Source organism: Xanthomonas sp. AC360 (assembly GCF_979258225.1).
This window is the reverse complement of the sequence record NZ_OZ409846.1, coordinates 2,402,236-2,417,759: the sequence shown is the minus strand read 5'-3', so window position 1 is coordinate 2,417,759 and position 15,524 is coordinate 2,402,236. Positions and strand designations below refer to the sequence as shown.

Annotated in this window: 13 protein-coding genes, 1 other RNA gene and 1 pseudogene; 7 read left to right on the top strand and 8 right to left on the bottom strand. The window is 66.3% G+C overall.

Annotated elements, in window-relative coordinates:
- Window positions 1–4 precede the first annotated feature (4 nt).
- The 4 genes from ACZZ0O_RS10305 to mraZ form a co-directional block, all read right to left on the bottom strand.
- The gene (locus tag ACZZ0O_RS10305; RefSeq protein ID WP_055850920.1) at window positions 5–1,867 is read right to left on the bottom strand and encodes a peptidoglycan D,D-transpeptidase FtsI family protein; all 1,863 of its coding nucleotides are present in this window, start codon (window positions 1,865–1,867) and stop codon (window positions 5–7) included.
- 211 nt (window positions 1,868–2,078) lie between these two features.
- The gene (ftsL, locus tag ACZZ0O_RS10300) at window positions 2,079–2,342 is read right to left on the bottom strand and encodes a cell division protein FtsL (RefSeq protein ID WP_055850917.1); all 264 of its coding nucleotides are present in this window, start codon (window positions 2,340–2,342) and stop codon (window positions 2,079–2,081) included.
- Window positions 2,339–3,382: a 16S rRNA (cytosine(1402)-N(4))-methyltransferase RsmH gene (rsmH, locus tag ACZZ0O_RS10295; protein ID WP_463592436.1), complete on the bottom strand. Its 1,044-nt coding sequence runs from the start codon at window positions 3,380–3,382 to the stop codon at window positions 2,339–2,341. The genes ftsL and rsmH overlap by 4 nt, the downstream gene beginning before the upstream one ends.
- A gap of 14 nt (window positions 3,383–3,396) precedes the next feature.
- Complete coding sequence (gene mraZ / locus ACZZ0O_RS10290) at window positions 3,397–3,852, bottom strand: division/cell wall cluster transcriptional repressor MraZ (protein WP_010367651.1); 456 nt, start codon at window positions 3,850–3,852, stop codon at window positions 3,397–3,399.
- A 314-nt stretch (window positions 3,853–4,166) separates the two neighbouring features.
- On the opposite strand from mraZ, the gene ACZZ0O_RS10285 reads away from it, so the two are divergent.
- From ACZZ0O_RS10285 to ACZZ0O_RS10275, 3 genes are read left to right on the top strand one after another with little or no spacing between them, the layout of a single operon-like run.
- Entirely contained in the window at window positions 4,167–4,934 is a 768-nt protein-coding gene (locus ACZZ0O_RS10285; RefSeq protein ID WP_463590718.1) for an NRDE family protein, read from the top strand.
- Window positions 4,935–4,984: 50 nt separating this feature from the next.
- A complete protein-coding gene (locus ACZZ0O_RS10280) occupies window positions 4,985–5,236 on the top strand; it encodes a type II toxin-antitoxin system CcdA family antitoxin (protein ID WP_055850909.1) in 252 nt (83 codons plus the stop codon).
- Window positions 5,233–5,550 carry a CcdB family protein gene (locus tag ACZZ0O_RS10275; protein WP_055850906.1) on the top strand — a complete coding sequence of 106 codons (318 nt, stop codon included), beginning with the start codon at window positions 5,233–5,235 and terminating at the stop codon, window positions 5,548–5,550. Before ACZZ0O_RS10280 ends, ACZZ0O_RS10275 begins: the two co-directional genes overlap by 4 nt.
- 1,112 nt (window positions 5,551–6,662) lie before the next feature.
- Here ACZZ0O_RS10275 and rnpB read toward each other — a convergent pair.
- Window positions 6,663–7,015: RNase P RNA component class A (gene rnpB, locus ACZZ0O_RS10270), an RNA gene on the bottom strand.
- Between the two features lie 143 nt (window positions 7,016–7,158).
- A complete protein-coding gene (gene rsmI, locus ACZZ0O_RS10265) occupies window positions 7,159–7,980 on the bottom strand; it encodes a 16S rRNA (cytidine(1402)-2'-O)-methyltransferase (protein ID WP_055850904.1) in 822 nt (273 codons plus the stop codon).
- Window positions 7,981–8,062: 82 nt separating this feature from the next.
- On the opposite strand from rsmI, the gene ACZZ0O_RS10260 reads away from it, so the two are divergent.
- From ACZZ0O_RS10260 to ACZZ0O_RS10245, 4 genes and pseudogenes are all read left to right on the top strand, one after another.
- A complete protein-coding gene (locus tag ACZZ0O_RS10260) occupies window positions 8,063–9,793 on the top strand; it encodes a penicillin-binding protein activator (protein ID WP_463590717.1) in 1,731 nt (576 codons plus the stop codon).
- A 3-nt stretch (window positions 9,794–9,796) separates the two neighbouring features.
- The gene (locus ACZZ0O_RS10255) at window positions 9,797–10,165 is read left to right on the top strand and encodes a YraN family protein (RefSeq protein ID WP_463590716.1); all 369 of its coding nucleotides are present in this window, start codon (window positions 9,797–9,799) and stop codon (window positions 10,163–10,165) included.
- A gap of 29 nt (window positions 10,166–10,194) precedes the next feature.
- Window positions 10,195–10,734 carry a metal-dependent hydrolase gene (locus ACZZ0O_RS10250; RefSeq protein WP_463590715.1) on the top strand — a complete coding sequence of 180 codons (540 nt, stop codon included), beginning with the start codon at window positions 10,195–10,197 and terminating at the stop codon, window positions 10,732–10,734.
- A pseudogene (locus ACZZ0O_RS10245) lies at window positions 10,731–12,117 on the top strand (FAD-binding oxidoreductase). The gene ACZZ0O_RS10250 and the pseudogene ACZZ0O_RS10245 overlap by 4 nt, the downstream one beginning before the upstream one ends.
- Window positions 12,118–12,130: 13 nt before the next feature.
- Here ACZZ0O_RS10245 and ACZZ0O_RS10240 read toward each other — a convergent pair.
- The gene (locus ACZZ0O_RS10240) at window positions 12,131–12,847 is read right to left on the bottom strand and encodes a response regulator (RefSeq protein ID WP_463590714.1); all 717 of its coding nucleotides are present in this window, start codon (window positions 12,845–12,847) and stop codon (window positions 12,131–12,133) included.
- On the bottom strand, window positions 12,837–15,497 hold the full coding sequence (locus tag ACZZ0O_RS10235; RefSeq protein WP_115553025.1) for a sensor histidine kinase: 2,661 nt from the start codon (window positions 15,495–15,497) through the stop codon (window positions 12,837–12,839). Before ACZZ0O_RS10235 ends, ACZZ0O_RS10240 begins: the two co-directional genes overlap by 11 nt.
- Between the last annotated feature and the right edge of the window lie 27 nt (window positions 15,498–15,524).

Genomic DNA, 15,524 nt, shown 5'->3' with positions numbered 1-15,524 from the left:
CGACTCACTGACGGCTCTCCTGCAACGGCGCAGGCTGCGCAGGCGCAGGCGGCGGTGCGATCGCGGTCGGAATGCCGGCCGACACTTCGTCCACCGGGTCCGGCACCAGCGCCGGATCCAGATCGGCCGGTTGCGGCTTGACGATCGGTTGACCGGTCTTGCCGGCGGCCTGCGCGGCTAGCCACGACTGGATATCGTCCGGCGGCACGTCCATCAACCGCAGCGCACCTTCCATTACCTTATGGAACACCGGTGCCGACACCAGGCCGCCGTAATACACCTTGCCCTGCGGATCGTTGATCACGATGACGGTGGCAAACCGCGGGCGCGTGGCCGGTACCAGACCGGCAAACAGCGCGTTGTAATGCCCGCGCTCGTAACCATTGGCGCCGTTCTTGCGCGCGGTACCGGTCTTGCCAGCCACGTGATAGCCCAGGATCGCCGCGCCCTTGGCGCCGCCCTGAGTCACCACCGTCTCCATCATGTCGATGACCTGGCGCGCCACCTCGGGGGTGATCACCTGACGGGTCTCGTTGTGCTGGCCACGCACGAAGGTCGGCGGCGTCAGCTTGCCGCCGTTGCCCAGCGTTGCGTACGCCTGCGCAATCTGCAGCGGCGTGACCGACAGGCCGTAGCCGTACGACATCGTGGTCTTGGACGGGCCGCTCCAGCGCGCCGGCTGCAGCACCACACCGGCCGATTCGCCCGGAAAACCGCTGTGCGGCGCGCTGCCGTAACCGAAGTTGCGGATCGACTGATAGAACGTCTGGTCCGGCACCTTGGCCGCGATCTTGGCCGCACCGATATTGGAGCTGCGGGTGATCACGCCGGTGACGTTGAGTACGCCGTTGTTGCGCGGCACATCGCGAATGGTGAAGCGCCCCACCGACATATAGCCGGGGTTGGTATCGATGACGGTGTCCTTGGTCACCACGCCAGCAGTCAGCGCGGTGGCCACGGTCAGCGGCTTCATCGTCGAGCCCGGCTCGACCAGATCGGTGACGGCGCGATTGCGTCGTGCCGACGGATTGATGCCGGTCACCGAGTTGGGGTTGTAGGTCGGCAGGTTGACCATCGCCAACACTTCGCCGGTGGCCACATCCATCACCACCATCGACCCGCCAGCGGCATTGTTTTCGACCAACGCGTTGCGCAGTTCCTTGTAGGCCAGGAACTGGATGCGGCGGTCGATGCTCAGCGTCAGATCCTTGCCCGGCTGCGCCGGACGCACCAGATCCACGCTCTCCACGATGGCGCCGCGCGCATCGCGCACCACCTTCTTGGAGCCGGGCTTGCCGCGCAGCCATTCGTCGAAGGCCAGCTCCAGCCCTTCCTGGCCGCGGTCGTCGATATTGGTGAAGCCCAGCACGTGGGCCATCGCTTCGCCTTGCGGATAGAAGCGACGGAACTCGCGCTGCGAAAACACGCCCGGGATCTTCAACTCGACGATCGCATGCGCCTTGTCCGGGTTGATCCGGCGCTGCAGGTACATGAATTCCTTGCCGGCTTTTTGCGCCAGCTTGGCGTTCAACTCGTCCAGCGGCTGGCCGAGCGCCTTGGCCAACTCGGGAATGCGGTCGGGGTTGCGCAGCAGTTCCTGCGGATTGACCCAGATCGATTCCACCGGCGTGGACACGGCCAACGGCTCGCCATTGCGGTCGGTGATCATGCCGCGCGAGGTGGCAATCGGCAGCTCACGCAGATAGCGCGCTTCGCCCTGGCGCTGATAGAAATCGCGATTGACCAGCTGCACGAATGCAGCGCGCCCGATCAACGTCACCGAACACAAACCCAGCGCGATGCCGACCAGGGTCAGCCGGCCGCGCAGGTTGAAGTTGCTACGGGGGCGGTTGCGACCGGCTTTCATGGCGCACCTCCGTGTGCGCCACCCTGCGGGCGGCTTCGCCGTGCAAAACGGCTGTCCTGCCGTTTTGTCATGGGCGCACCTGCTTGTGCGCCACTCTGCGGGCGGCTGCGACGTTCAAAAAGGCCGTCGTGCCGTTTTGTCATGGGCGAAGCTGCTTGTGCGCCACCCTGCGGGCGGCTGCGACGCTCAAAAAGGCTGTTGTGCGACTTCGTCATGGGCGCACCACCACGATGTCGTTGGTCTCCGGGAACTTCATCCCGATGCGCGCACGCGCGACCTGATCGACACGATTGCTTTCCGCCCAGGTGGCCTGCTCCAGCTGCAGCCGGCCGAATTCGATATTCAATTCATCGCGCGCGTGTTCGAGCTTGGACAGCTGCACGAACAGCTTGCGGTGCATGTGGCGCATGTACACCACCCCGATCGCCGAGGCGATGCTGCAGGCCAGCAGCACGATCAGCAGCAGGCGGCTCATTGGGCGTCTCCTTGAGGCGCCGGGATTGGGGAGTCGGGATTCGGGATTCGCGTGGCGCGCGTTTCCATTCCCGATTCCCCATTCCCCATTCCCAGCTTCTCGGCCACCCGCAATACCGCGCTGCGTGCACGCGGGTTGACGCTCAACTCGTCGAAGTCGGCCTTGACTGCGCCTGTCACCAGCTGCAGCGTCGGCACGAACGGCTGCGCTTCGGGTAGGCGGCGGTTGCTCGGCGGGGCCTTGGCGTAGCGGGCCATGAACTGCTTGACGATGCGGTCTTCCAGCGAGTGGAAGCTGATCACCGCCAACCGGCCGCCCGGCTTGAGCGCGCCCAGCGCGGCGTCCAGCCCGGCTTCCAGATCGGCCAGCTCGCGGTTGATGTGGATGCGGATGGCCTGGAAGCTGCGTGTGGCCGGATGGGTCTTGCTGTCGCCGCGCGGCATCACCGAGGCGATCAGGTCGGCCAGCTGCGCGGTGCGCAACAACGGCTGCTCGGTGCGGCGCGCCACGATGGCGCGCGCGATGCGGCGGCTCTGGCGTTCTTCGCCATAGGTCCACAACACATCGGCGATCTCGCGATCGCTGGCGTGGGCCAACCACTGCGCAGCGCTCTGGCCGCTGTCCGGGTCCATGCGCATGTCCAGCGGGCCGTCCTTGCCGAAACTGAAACCGCGGCCAGCCACGTCCAGCTGCGGCGAGGACACGCCCAGGTCCAGCAGGATGCCGTCGACGGTCGCAGCGGCGACCACCTGACCGAGTCCGGCGAAACTGCCGCGATGGATGGACACGCGCGCATCGCCGCCGAACGTCTGTTCGGCCACCGCGATCGCTTCAGGGTCCTTGTCCATCACCAGCAGTCGACCTCCCGGGCCAAGGTGTTCCAGCACGCCGCGTGCGTGTCCGCCACGCCCGAACGTGCCATCGAGATAGGTTCCGCCTTCGGTCACCTGCAGGCCATCCAGAACCTGCGTGTACAGCACCGGCACATGGGCCGCCGGCGGCTGCGACACCGGGTGACCGGGCTGCGCTTCACCGCGCATCCGGGCACCCCGGCTCACAACCTGAGATCGAGCAATTCATCGCCCAGATCCCCGTCAGACAATGTCTGCTGGATCAGTGCGCGATGTGCCTGCTCGCTCCAGAGTTCGAATTTGTCGCCCATGCCAAGCAGCACGGCTTTCTTCTCGATGCCGACCGCATTGCGGTGGCTGGCCGGAATGCTCAGACGGCCATTGGCGTCCAGCTCCAGCACGGCGGAGGAACCCACCAGTTTTTGCTGCAGCGTGCGGACCACGCGCTGGGTGTTGGGCTTGGACATCACATCGTCGCGCACCCGCTCCCACTCCTTCTCCGCATACAGCCACAGGCAACCGGCTTCGAACGGGTTGTAGGTGAGCACCAGGCGATTGCCGCTCACACGCGTGACCAGGTCGCGATACGCGGTAGGTACCGCCATGCGCCCCTTGTCGTCCACCGTGATGGCAGTCTCGCCCTGAAACACCGAATGCAACCTCGAATACCCGCTGGGGGATCATTGAACCACGAAAAACCACAAAACACCTGGTTTTCCCTCCGATGCCCACCTTAGCAGTGCACCAAAGGTTGTCAACAGTTTTCAAGGTCGCAAATCGCCAGTCGCATCAATGAGTTGCAGCACTCTTTAGAGACTTGTTCAAAGCTTATCCACAAGTTGCTGTTTCGTCTCAGATTTTGAGATTGAACAAAAATTCAGGGGCGTGAAGGCTGTGTAAACACGACCCGCGTCTCACTTCACACTGCGCCAGCTGCACCGCATGGCTGCGCAAACGCGCCACACTTGGCGGCATGTGCTTAGTCGCTCTTGCCTGGAAAACCCACCCGCGTTGGCGCCTGCTGCTGGCAGGCAACCGCGATGAATTCCACGAACGCCCCACCGCACCGCTTGCGCGCTGGGCGGCGCCTGCCGACAACGTGCTGGCCGGGCGCGACCTGCGCTCGGGCGGAAGCTGGGTCGGACTGGGCAGCAACGGCCGAGTCGCCGTGGTGACCAACGTGCGCGACCCGATGGCCACCATGTCCGGGCGCTCGCGCGGCCATCTGATTGCCGACTATCTATCCGGCAGTTCTGACGCTACTGCCTATGCCCAGGAACTGGCCGCGGACGGACAGGCGTTCCCACCGTTCAACCTGCTGCTGTGCGACGCCGAGCGCTGCGAACACCTCAGCAATCACCCGCCGCTGGCACGCACCCTGGCTCCCGGTATCCATGGGATGTCCAACGGCCCGCTGGACGCGCCCTGGCCCAAGACCGTTGCGCTGACTGCGGTCTTGCATGACTGGTGCGCCACAGGCAGCGAAGACCTGCACCCGCTGTGGACCGCCCTGGGCAACGCCGCCATCGCTCCTGACAACGCTCTGCCTCACACCGGCGTCGATCTGCCCACCGAACGCCTGCTCTCGGCCGCCTTCATCGCCGGCCAGAGCTACGGCACCCGCGCCAGCACCATCGTGGCGGTGGATCGTGAAGGCAGTGGCTTCATCCACGAACGCCGCTTCGGCCCCGATGGAACATTCCAGGGCGAAACACGGCTGGACATCTTCAGTACGCGTTGACACTGCGCAATCATGCGCATAGCGTGCGCATGAACGACAGGAGGCCGACCATGAGCCGTTACTACGACAGTTCCGCGCAAAAGAAGCCGCTGAACCTGACCATCAACTCGGACCTGGCCGCACAGGCACGGGCGATGACCGGCAACCTGTCGGCAAAGGTCGAAGAACTGCTGGCTGACTACGTCACCAAAGAGCGCGACAGCCATAGCGCCAGAGCGATGGAGTTGCAGCGCGCTGCTAGCGAATGGAAGACCTTCACCGACACCCACGGCTCCTTCGCCGACGAGTTCTCCACTTTATGACCGACCAGTTCGATGTCTACGCAAACGTCGGACAGAACAAGAACATCCCCTACGTGGTCGTGGTCCAGTCGAAGATCTTCGACGCCTCCCCCCGCCGCGTCGTCGTGCCCTTGGTGATCAAATCCAAGCACTCCCCAACCCCGTCCCGCTTCACCCCGGAACTCACCGTCGCCGGCCAACGCGTCATCCTGCAACCCCTGGAAATGACCTCGGTGCCGCTCGCAGTGCTCAACAACCCTGCCGGCTCCCTCAAGGACCAAGGCCAGACCATCATCGACGCCCTGGACGAGCTGTTCACCCGCTCATTCGGCTAGCCATCTCGCCAATACGGGCAAGCGAGCGCATCGCGCAAGCGCCTCGACCAACCACCTAACTGCAAGCCCCATTGAGTCAAGGGGGCGCGGCAACAGCCGCAGGGTTCTGGCATGCCCGGAGCGGGGCCCGCGTTTTGTACTGCCGCAGGCGGTACGAAAAGTGGGTGTCTTCTTGGGGCGAACGCCCAAAGAAGGCAGCGAAACAGCCACGAGGTTCTGGCATGCCTACTCAAAGCCTGGACGCGCCATTCAACCACTCACTCGACTAATCATTCCGCAATTGGGGCAAGCGAGTGCATCGCACAAGCGCCTCGACCAACCACCCAACTGCAAGCCCCCTTGAGTCAAGGGGGCGCGGCGACAGCCGCGGGGTTCTGGCATGCCCGGAGCGGGGCCCGCGTTTTGTACTGCCGCAGGCGGTACGAAGCGTGGGTGTCTTCTTGGGGCGAACGCCGAAAGAAGGCAGGGATACAGCAGTAGGGATCTGACATGCCCATCAAAGCCCTGGACGCACCATTCAACCACTCATTCGACTAATCATTCCGCAATTGGGGCAAGCGAGCGCATCGCGCAAGCGCCTCGACCAACCACCCAACTGCAAGCCCCCTTGAGTCAAGGGGGCGCGGCGACAGCCGCGGGGTTCTGGCATGCCCGGAGCGGGGCCCGCGTTTTGTACTGCCGCAGGCGGTACGAAGCGTGGGTGTCTTCTTGGGGCGAACGCCCAAAGAAGGCAGCGAAACAGCCATGAGGTTCTGGCGTGCATATCAAAGCCCTGGACGCGCCATTCAACCACTCATTCGGCTGACCATTCCGCAATTGGGGCAAGCGAGCGCATCGCGCAAGCGCCTCGACCAACCACCCAACTGCAAGCCCCCTTGAGTCAAGGGGGCGCGGCGACAGCCGCGGGGTTCTGGCATGCCCGGAGCGGGGCCCGCGTTTTGTACTGCCGCAGGCGGTACGAAACGTGGGTGTCTTCTTGGGGCGAACGCCCAAAGAAGGCAGCGACACAGCCGCGGGGTTCTGGCATGCCCGGAGCGGGGCCCGCGTTTTGTACTGCCGCAGGCGGTACGAAGCGTGGGCGCCTTAAGCTTTGGGCGATGCCCAAAGCAAGGCGGCGGAGCCGGCCGATAAGCCGGGTTCTGTCGTGGACAGTCATTCGTCTAGGCGCTACGTCACCGCAGCGCTCAAGCAACCTACCCGGATCCAGCGCGGGCCACGCCAATGGATCCCTATTTGGTCTTGCTCCAGGTGGGGTTTGCCGTGCCGGTCCGTTACCGGACTCGCGGTGCGCTCTTACCGCACCATTTCACCCTTACCACGCGCCTCTTGCGAGACCGTTCGGCGGTATCTCTCTGTTGCACTTTCCGTCGGCTTGCGCCGCCCAGGCGTTACCTGGCACCTTGCCCTATGGAGCCCGGACTTTCCTCGGCACTCTTGCGAGTGACGCGACTGTCTGGCCGACTCCGCCGGGGCGCATTCTACGCTATCGGCACAATCCAGAACGGCGCAGCGTTTCCAACCTGCCATTGACCGTAGGAGCGCACCCGGGCGCGACAGCATTACCGAAAACGCGTCATCGCCGATCACAGTGCGCTCGCGACGACCACCCTAGCCGCCATACAACGCCTTGCGCGGCGCACCGGTCAGCTCGGCGGCGAGCTTGGCAGCGGTGGAGGGCGGCAGGTGTTCGGCGAGTTTGGCGTAGACGCGGCGGCCTTCGGCGAGCTGGCCTTCGGCGGCGTCGGCGGCGCCCTGCACCATCACCACAAACTCGCCCTTGCGCTGGTTGTCGTCGGCTTCGACCTTGGCCTGCAACTCGGCCAGGCTGCCGTCGAGCACGGTTTCGAACAGTTTGGTCAGCTCGCGGGCGATCACCGCCGGGCGGTCGTCGCCGAAGGCGAAGCGCAGGTCGGCCAGCGAGTCGACGATGCGGTGCGAGGATTCGTAAAACACCAGGGTGCGGGTCTCACCGGCCAGGTGCGCCAGGCGCTCCCGGCGCGCAGCGCTCTTGGCCGGCAAAAACCCCTCGAAGCTGAAGCGGTCGCTGGGCAGACCGGCCACGCTGAGCGCGGCAATCGCCGCGCAGGCGCCCGGCACCGGGCTGACCTTGATACCGGCCGCGCGGGCGGCGCGCACCAGCTTGAAGCCGGGGTCGCTGACCAGCGGGGTGCCGGCGTCGCTGACGATGGCCAGCGACTCGCCCTCACGCAGGCGCGCCACGATGCGCTCGGACATCGCCTCCTCGTTGTGGTCGTGCAGGGCCAACAGCGGGCGGTCGATGCCGAAATGGCTGAGCAATTGGCGGGTGTGGCGGGTGTCTTCGGCGCAGATCGCGGCCACGCCACGCAACACCTCCTGCGCGCGCGGCGACAGGTCGGCCAGGTTGCCGATCGGCGTGGCGACCACGTGCAGGGTTCCAGGGGACATCATCAGCGGTCTTCCGGGGGCAAAGGGTAGAATCGTAGCGGTTTTCAACGGACCGCCCTGGCGGCCCCTGTCCAATGGATCTGAAATGAACAAGCGTGTTGCAAGGATCTCCGCCCTGTCGTTGCTGGTCATGCTGGCGGCCGGTTGCGCCACCAGCAGCGTCACCCAGACTGCCTCGCCGACGCAGAGCGCGGCGCTGGCGTTGCTGGACCAGGGCAAGCCGCGCGAAGCCGCGCAGCAGCTGGAAGCCGAAGCCGCCGGTGCCAGCGGTGCGCAACGCAGCCGTCTGCTGGCCGCGGCCGCATTCGGCTGGCACGACGCTGGCGATGACGCCCGCGCACGTACGCTGCTGGCGCAGGTCAACGCGCGCCATCTGAGCGGCGAAGAGCGCGCACGCTTCGGGCTGCTCACCGGCGAGCTGGCGGTGATCGACAAGCAGGCCGAGCAGGCGCTGCAAGCGCTGGGCGACAGCCCGCAGGGGCTGACCCAGCCGCTGCAGACGCGCTGGCTGGTGGCACGCGCCGCCGCACTGGAAGCCACCGGCGACCTGTTCGGCGCCGCCGCCGACCGGGCACGCGCAGATGCCAGCCTGACCGGCACGCCGCGCAGCGACAACCAGCGCGCCATCGTGCGTCTGCTGGCGGCGCTGGACGATGCCACGCTCAAGGGCCGCACCGCCGCGCTACCGGCCGGCGACCCGCTGTACAACTTTGCCGGCCGCGCGCTGATTAGCCGCGGCCTGGCGTTGCCACGCGCATTCGATCGCGATGCGCAATGGGGCTTCGACACCAGCAAGCGTCCGCCGGCCGAGCGCGACGGTTACCGCCCGCCGGTCAAACTGGCAGTACTGCTGCCGCTCACCGGCAATCTGGCCACCGCCGCCGCGCCGGTGCGTGATGGGCTGTTGGCTGGCTACTACGCCGAAACCCGCCGCCGCCCGGAGGTGCAGTTCTTCGACACCGCCGGCACCGCCGCCGGTGCCAATGCCGCCTACGACAAAGCCGTGGGCGCCGGTGTCGATTACGTGGTCGGCCCGCTGGGTCGCGACGAAGTCAGCGCGTTGTTCGCGCGCGGCCAGCTTGCCGTGCCGGTGCTGGCGCTCAACCGCCCCACCGACAACAAGGCGCCGCCCGCTGGCAGCGCAGGCTTCTCGCTGGCACCGGAAGACGACGGCATCATGGCCGCCGAATACCTGCTCTCGCGCGAACGCCGCAACGTGCTGATCGTGGGCACCGGCGACGACAACGGCAAGCGCACCATCAAGGCCTTCCGCGACCGCTTCACCGAACGCGGCGGCAAGGTCGCCGGCAGCATCAGCGTGGCCGATGCACCGGGCGACATCGGTGCGCAGCTGCGCAACTACGGCACTGCCGATGCGGTGTTCCTGGCAGTGCGCGGCAACACCGCGCGTGCGCTGGCGCCGCAGCTGGCCTTGAGCGGGTTTGCCGGCAAGTCGCGCGTAGGCACCTCGCAGCTGGTGGCCGGCACCGGCAAGGTCGAAGACGACCTGGCACTGGACGGCATCATCTACCCCAGCGAAACCTGGACCGCACTCGGCGTCTCCGGCCTGCCGGCGGCCAGCCAGGTCGCCAGCACCCTGCCCAGCGCACGCGGCCCGGCCGCACGTCTGTTCGCGTTCGGCTACGACGCCTGGAAGATCAGCGCATACCTGGAAAAGCTCGCCACCGGCACCGACGGCGGCCTGCGCGGCGCCACCGGCACCTTGCATCTGGACGGCTTCGGCAATGTGCTGCGCACCCCGGCATGGTCCACCTTCAACGGTGGCCGCCCGGTGCCGATCGCCGACGGCCGCTAAGTCATGCCGGCAGCGCGCCAGCAACGCGGTGCGGCAGTGGAAGCGGCCGCACGCGTGATGCTGGAGCAGGCCGGCTTGCGCCTGGTGGTGAGCAATGCCAACTACCGCGGCGGCGAACTGGATCTGGTGATGCGCGACGGGCCGGCGCTGGTGTTTGTCGAAGTGCGTTACCGCCGTGACGCCCGCTTCGGCGGCGGCGCGGCTTCGGTGGATGTGCGCAAACGCCGCAAGCTGGTACTGGCGGCGCAGTTGTTTCTTGTCTCTCACCCTGCACTGGCAGCGCTGCCATGTCGCTTCGACGTAGTCGAAGCCAGCGGCGAACCGCCGGTGCTGCACTGGATCCGCGACGCCTTCCGCGCCGACGATTGCTGATGCTTCAAAAGCTCGACTAACGACGTTCGATGCCAACCATCATGACCCACGCCGCAGTGCCGCTGGCACTGTGGTATGCCAGTGAACGCGGACGCATTTCGCCGCGCTTGCTCGGTGCCGGCATCGTGGCGGCGATGCTGCCCGATGCGGATGTGCTGGCGTTTGCGTTGCACGTTCCATATGCCGATGCGTTTGGTCACCGCGGTGCCAGCCATTCGTTGTTGTTCGCCAGCGTCATCGCACTGCTCGGCGCGGTGGCACATCGCAGCCTGCGTGCGGATGTCGTGCAGGCAGCGGTGTGGCTGTTTGTCTGCAGCGCATCACACCCGATCCTGGATGCGATGACCTCCGGCGGGCTCGGCGTGGCGTTGGCCTGGCCGTGGAGCGAAACGCGCTGGTTCGCGCCGTGGCGGCCGATCCGCGTCTCGCCGTTCGCCAACGGATTTTTCAATGCGCGCGGCTTGAACACGCTGCTCTCCGAGCTGCGTTGGGTCTGGCTGCCGCTCACCATCGCAGCGCTGGGATTTCGATGTATCCAGCGCGCGGCACCACAGGATCACCCGCAATGACCGATGTACTTCCCACCGCGCTAGCCGAGCTGTTGGCCGCGCGGCTTGGACCCGATGGCTGGTTGACTGCCGACGATGCGCGCCGCCGTTATGGCGAAGACGATTCGCGTCGCTGGGCATTGCCCGCTGCGGTGGCGCTGCCGCGCGATACCGAAGATGTGGTGGCGATCGTGCAGGCATGCCGCGCGCATGGCGTGCCGATTGTGGCGCGCGGTGCGGGCACCGGCACCACCGGCGCGGCGGTCCCGTTTTCCGGCGGCGTGGTGGTATCGATGGCGCGCATGAATCGCATCGTGGCATTGCGCCCGGAAGACCGCTGCGCCGTGGTGCAGCCTGGCGTACTCAATGGCGATCTGCAGCAGGCCTTGCAGCCGCATGGGTTGTTCTGGCCGCCGGATCCGTCCAGCGCGGAGATCTGCAGCATCGGCGGAAATTTATCCACCAACGCCGGTGGCCCGCGCGCGGTGAAGTATGGCGCCACCCGCGACAACGTACTCGGCCTGGTCGCGGTGACCGGCACCGGCGATGTCATTCGCTGCGGCGGTGCGTACACCAAAAATTCCACCGGCTACGACCTCACTCATTTACTGGTTGGCAGCGAAGGCACGCTGGCGATCATCGTCGAAGCGACCTTGAAGCTGACCCCGCGTGCAGTTGCGCAAGCCGGGCTGCGCGCGTTGTACCGCGATGCCGCCAGCGCTGCGGCCGCGGTGTCGCGGCTGATGGCGCAACCCACCACGCCGACGATGCTGGAATTCATGGATGCCAGTGCGATCGCGTTACTGCGCCGCAATGGCAGCGACGTGCCCGAGGCTGGCGCGATGTTGTTGATCGAAGCCGATGGCGATCACGACACGCTGCCTTACGCACTGCAGGCCTTGCACGATGCCGCCGATGGCGAGGGCGTGCTCAGCCTGGACATCGCCGCCGATGGCAGCGCGCGCGACAAACTGTGGGCCGCGCGCCGTGCGTTGTCGCCCGCATTGCGCACCATCAAGCCCGGCAAGATCAACGAAGACGTGGTGGTGCCGGTCTCGCGCATCCCGGAGCTGGTTGCAGGTGTGGAAGCGCTGGCGGCGGAATTCGCGCTGCCGATCGTCGCCTTTGGCCATGCCGGCAACGGCAACCTGCACGTCAACATCATGTACGACCCGGACGATGCCGATGAAAACGCGCGCGCGCATGCGGCATTACCGCGCGTCTTCGCGCTGGTGCTGGCGCTGGAAGGCACGCTCTCCGGCGAGCACGGTATTGGCGCTGGCGAAGCGCGATTTCATGACACAGGCCTTCAGCGCACCGACGCTGGTGGCGATGCGCGCGATCAAGGCCGCGCTCGACCCGGATGGGATCTTGAATCCGGGCAAGGTGCTGCCGCCGGCCTAGTGCGGTTGTTTCTTCAGCGCGTCACACCGATAAAGCGCAGCCCCACGCCCGGTTCGGTGACGATGTAATGCGGGTCGGCAGCGTCGTCGTGCAGTTTCTGGCGTAGCTTGCCGACCAGGATGCGCAGGTAGTGGGTGTCCTCTTCGTGCGTGGGGCCCCACACTTCGCGCAGCAATTGCGGTTGCGTCACCACGCGGCCGGCATGTTTGAGCAGCAGCGCGAGCAAGGCGTATTCCTTGCGACTCAGCGGGATGGCTTCGCCATTGAGGGTGACTTCGCGCAGGCCCAGATGGATGTGCAGGCGGCCATCGTCGAACACGCTTTCTTCCACCGTGTTGCCGGCACCGGCCTGACGCAACAGCGAGCGGATGCGCGCCATCAGTTCCTGCACGCCGAACGGTTTGGTGACGTAGTCGTTGGCGCCGGCATCGAGTGCGGCGACCTTTTCGGTTTCGCCGGCGCGCACGGTGAGCATGATCACCGGCACGTTGGACCACTGGCGGATCTCGCGCAGCACTTCATGGCCGTCGCGGTCGGGCAGGCCGATATCCAGCACCACCAGTTCGGCATCCTGCCCGGCCAACAGCGCAAGCCCTTCTTCGCCGGTGCCGGCCTGCAGCACGCGGTAGCCCTGCGCGCGCAGGCTGATATCGAGAAAACGGCGGATCTGCGGCTCGTCGTCGACGATCAGCACGCGGGCGGGCGGGATGGCAGTGGTGTCAGTCGGCATCGGGGCGAGGTGGCGCGGCAGGAACGAGCAGCGGCAGCGTAATGCGGATCGTGGTGCCGTGACCATGCGCGCCGGCCAACGCTTCGACGCTGCCACCGTGCGCGCCGATCATGCCCTGGCAGATGGTCAGCCCCAAACCGGTGCCGTGACGGCCGCGGTCGCCGCGTTCGACGCTGTAAAACATGTCGAAGATGCGCGCGCGCTCGTCTTCGGGAATGCCCGGGCCCTGGTCGCCGATATCGATCTGCAAGGCGCCGCTGCGTAGCTGCGCCTGCACGGTGACGGCCATGCCTGGTGGCGAAAACTTCGCTGCATTCTCCAGCACGTTGAAGATGGCCTGCTCCACCAGCGCCGGATGCACCCAGATCGCCGGCAGGTCGGCGGCCAGGTCCAGTTGCAGGCGCACATCCGGTTGGTAGCGCTGCAGGCGGCGGGTGGCCGAGCCGATCAACTCGTCCACGCCGATCCAGTCGCGATTCAAGGTCAGCCCGGTGTGGCCGAGCTTGGTCATGTCGAGCAGGTTCTGGATGTAGCGATCCAGCCGCTCGCCTTCGAGCTGGATGGTATCGAGCAAGGCGTGGCGATCCTGCGCATCCATCGCATCGCCATAACTGGCCAGGCTGCTGGCCGAGCCGATCATCGAGGCCAGCGGCGAGCGCAGGTCGTGCGAGACGGACGACAGCAATGCCGAGCGCAGGCGTTCGGTTTCACCGCTCACGCGTGCGCCTTCCAGATCGGCGACCAGCCGCGTGCGCAGCGCGGCCTGGCCGATGTCGTCCACCATCGCTTCGGCCAGCCGACGTTGCTCCAGGCCAGGACGCTGCACGGCCTGCCGGAAGCGCAGCGCCGCCACGCCCAGGCTGCCGCGCTCGTGGCGTACCGGCAGGCACCACCATTGCGCACCGGCCAGCGTATCGGTGAAGCGGCCAGCAGGTTGGCCATGCCGCTGTGTCCACTCCGCCGCGCTGCGGTCGAGTGCGCCGAAGCTGGCCGGTGCATCGCTTTCGCGTTGCTCCAGACGCAGCCAGACCTCGGCATCCAGTGCGGTGGTCAATGCACGGCGGCCGGCTTCCAACACCTGGCCGAGATCGGCGGCCGTGCTGAGCTGGCGGCCCAGCGCCTGCAGCGCGTTGGCATGCGCATTGGCCGCACGCAGCGCCAACACCTGGCTACGCAGCCGCGAGGCCAGGCGCCCGGCGACCAGTGCGGCAATCAGGAACAGACACACCGTCACCACGCCCTGGCGCGCACTGATGTGCAAGGTGAAGCGTGGTTCGATGAAGAAGAAGTTGTAGGCGACAAAACTCAGCAATGCCGCGATCACCGCCGCGGCCATGCGGGTGCGCGACGCGACCAGCACCACAGCGACGATAAACACCATCGACAGATCGTCGATATCGGTCCAGCGCTGCAACAGCCACGCCACAGCCACCGCACCGGCGGCGGCGATGGCGGCGAAGGCCAGGTCGTAACCTTGCAGCCAATGGCGTGGATTGCGCCAGCGTTGACGCGCACGTGCACGCGCATCGGCGGAGCTGACGATGACCAGTTCGTAATGCGCGCCACGTTGCAGCAATTGCTGGGTCAAGGTGCGGTTGAACATGCGCGCCAATGGGCGCTCGCGGGTGCGCCCAAGCACCAGGGTCGACACGCCGTTTTGCGATGCGAAATCCAGCAAGGCCTCGGCGACATTGGCGCCATGCAGTAATGCGGTGTCGCCACCCAGGCGACGCGTCAGTGCGAAGGCGCGGTCGATCTCCAGCTGCCAGCCGGCATCGGCCACGGTGCGCGTCTGCACGGTGACCACCGTCCACGGTGCATCGCGGCGTTCGGACAATCGCCGCGCCACCCGCACCAGATACTCCGAACTGCCACGCCCATCGATGGCCACCACCACACGGCGGCGCAGTGCGGCGGTACCGGGCAACCCACGCGCGGCCTGGGTATCGCGCAGATCGCTATCGACACGGTCGGCGGCGGTCTGCATCGCCAACTCGCGCAGCGCAGTCAGATTTGATGGCGAAAAAAACGCCTGCAAGGCCTGCGTCGCCTGTTCGGGCAGATAGACCTTGCCCTGCTGCAGGCGCTCGATCAGTTCGCGTGGCGGCAGATCCACCAGCACGATGTCGCGCAGGCGATCGAACACCGCGTCCGGCACCGTTTCGGACACGCGCACGCCAGTGATGCGCAGCACGATGTCGTTGAGACTTTCCAGATGCTGGATGTTGACCGTGGTGTAGACATCGATGCCGGCATCCAGCAGCTCGACGATGTCCTGCCATCGCCGCTCGTGACGGCTGCCGGGCACGTTGCGATGGGCCAGCTCGTCGATCAGGGCCAGGCGCGGTTTGCGCGCCAGCAGCGCATCCAGATCGAGTTCTTCCAGCGTGCGGCCCTGGTAGCTCACGCGTGTGCGCGGCAGCAGCGGCAAGCCGTCCAGCAACGCGGCGGTTTCGCTACGCCCGTGGGTCTCCACAATGCCGGCCACTACGTCCATGCCCTGCCGCAAGCGCTCGCGCGCCCGCGACAGCATGGCGTAGGTCTTGCCAACGCCGGGTGCCGCGCCCAAAAACACCGTCAGGCGCCCGCCGTGTTCGCGTTGCAGTTCGCCGATCAGCGCGTCGGCTTGTTGGGTGCGGGCGTCAATCATCGGGAATGGGGAATCGGGAATCGGGAA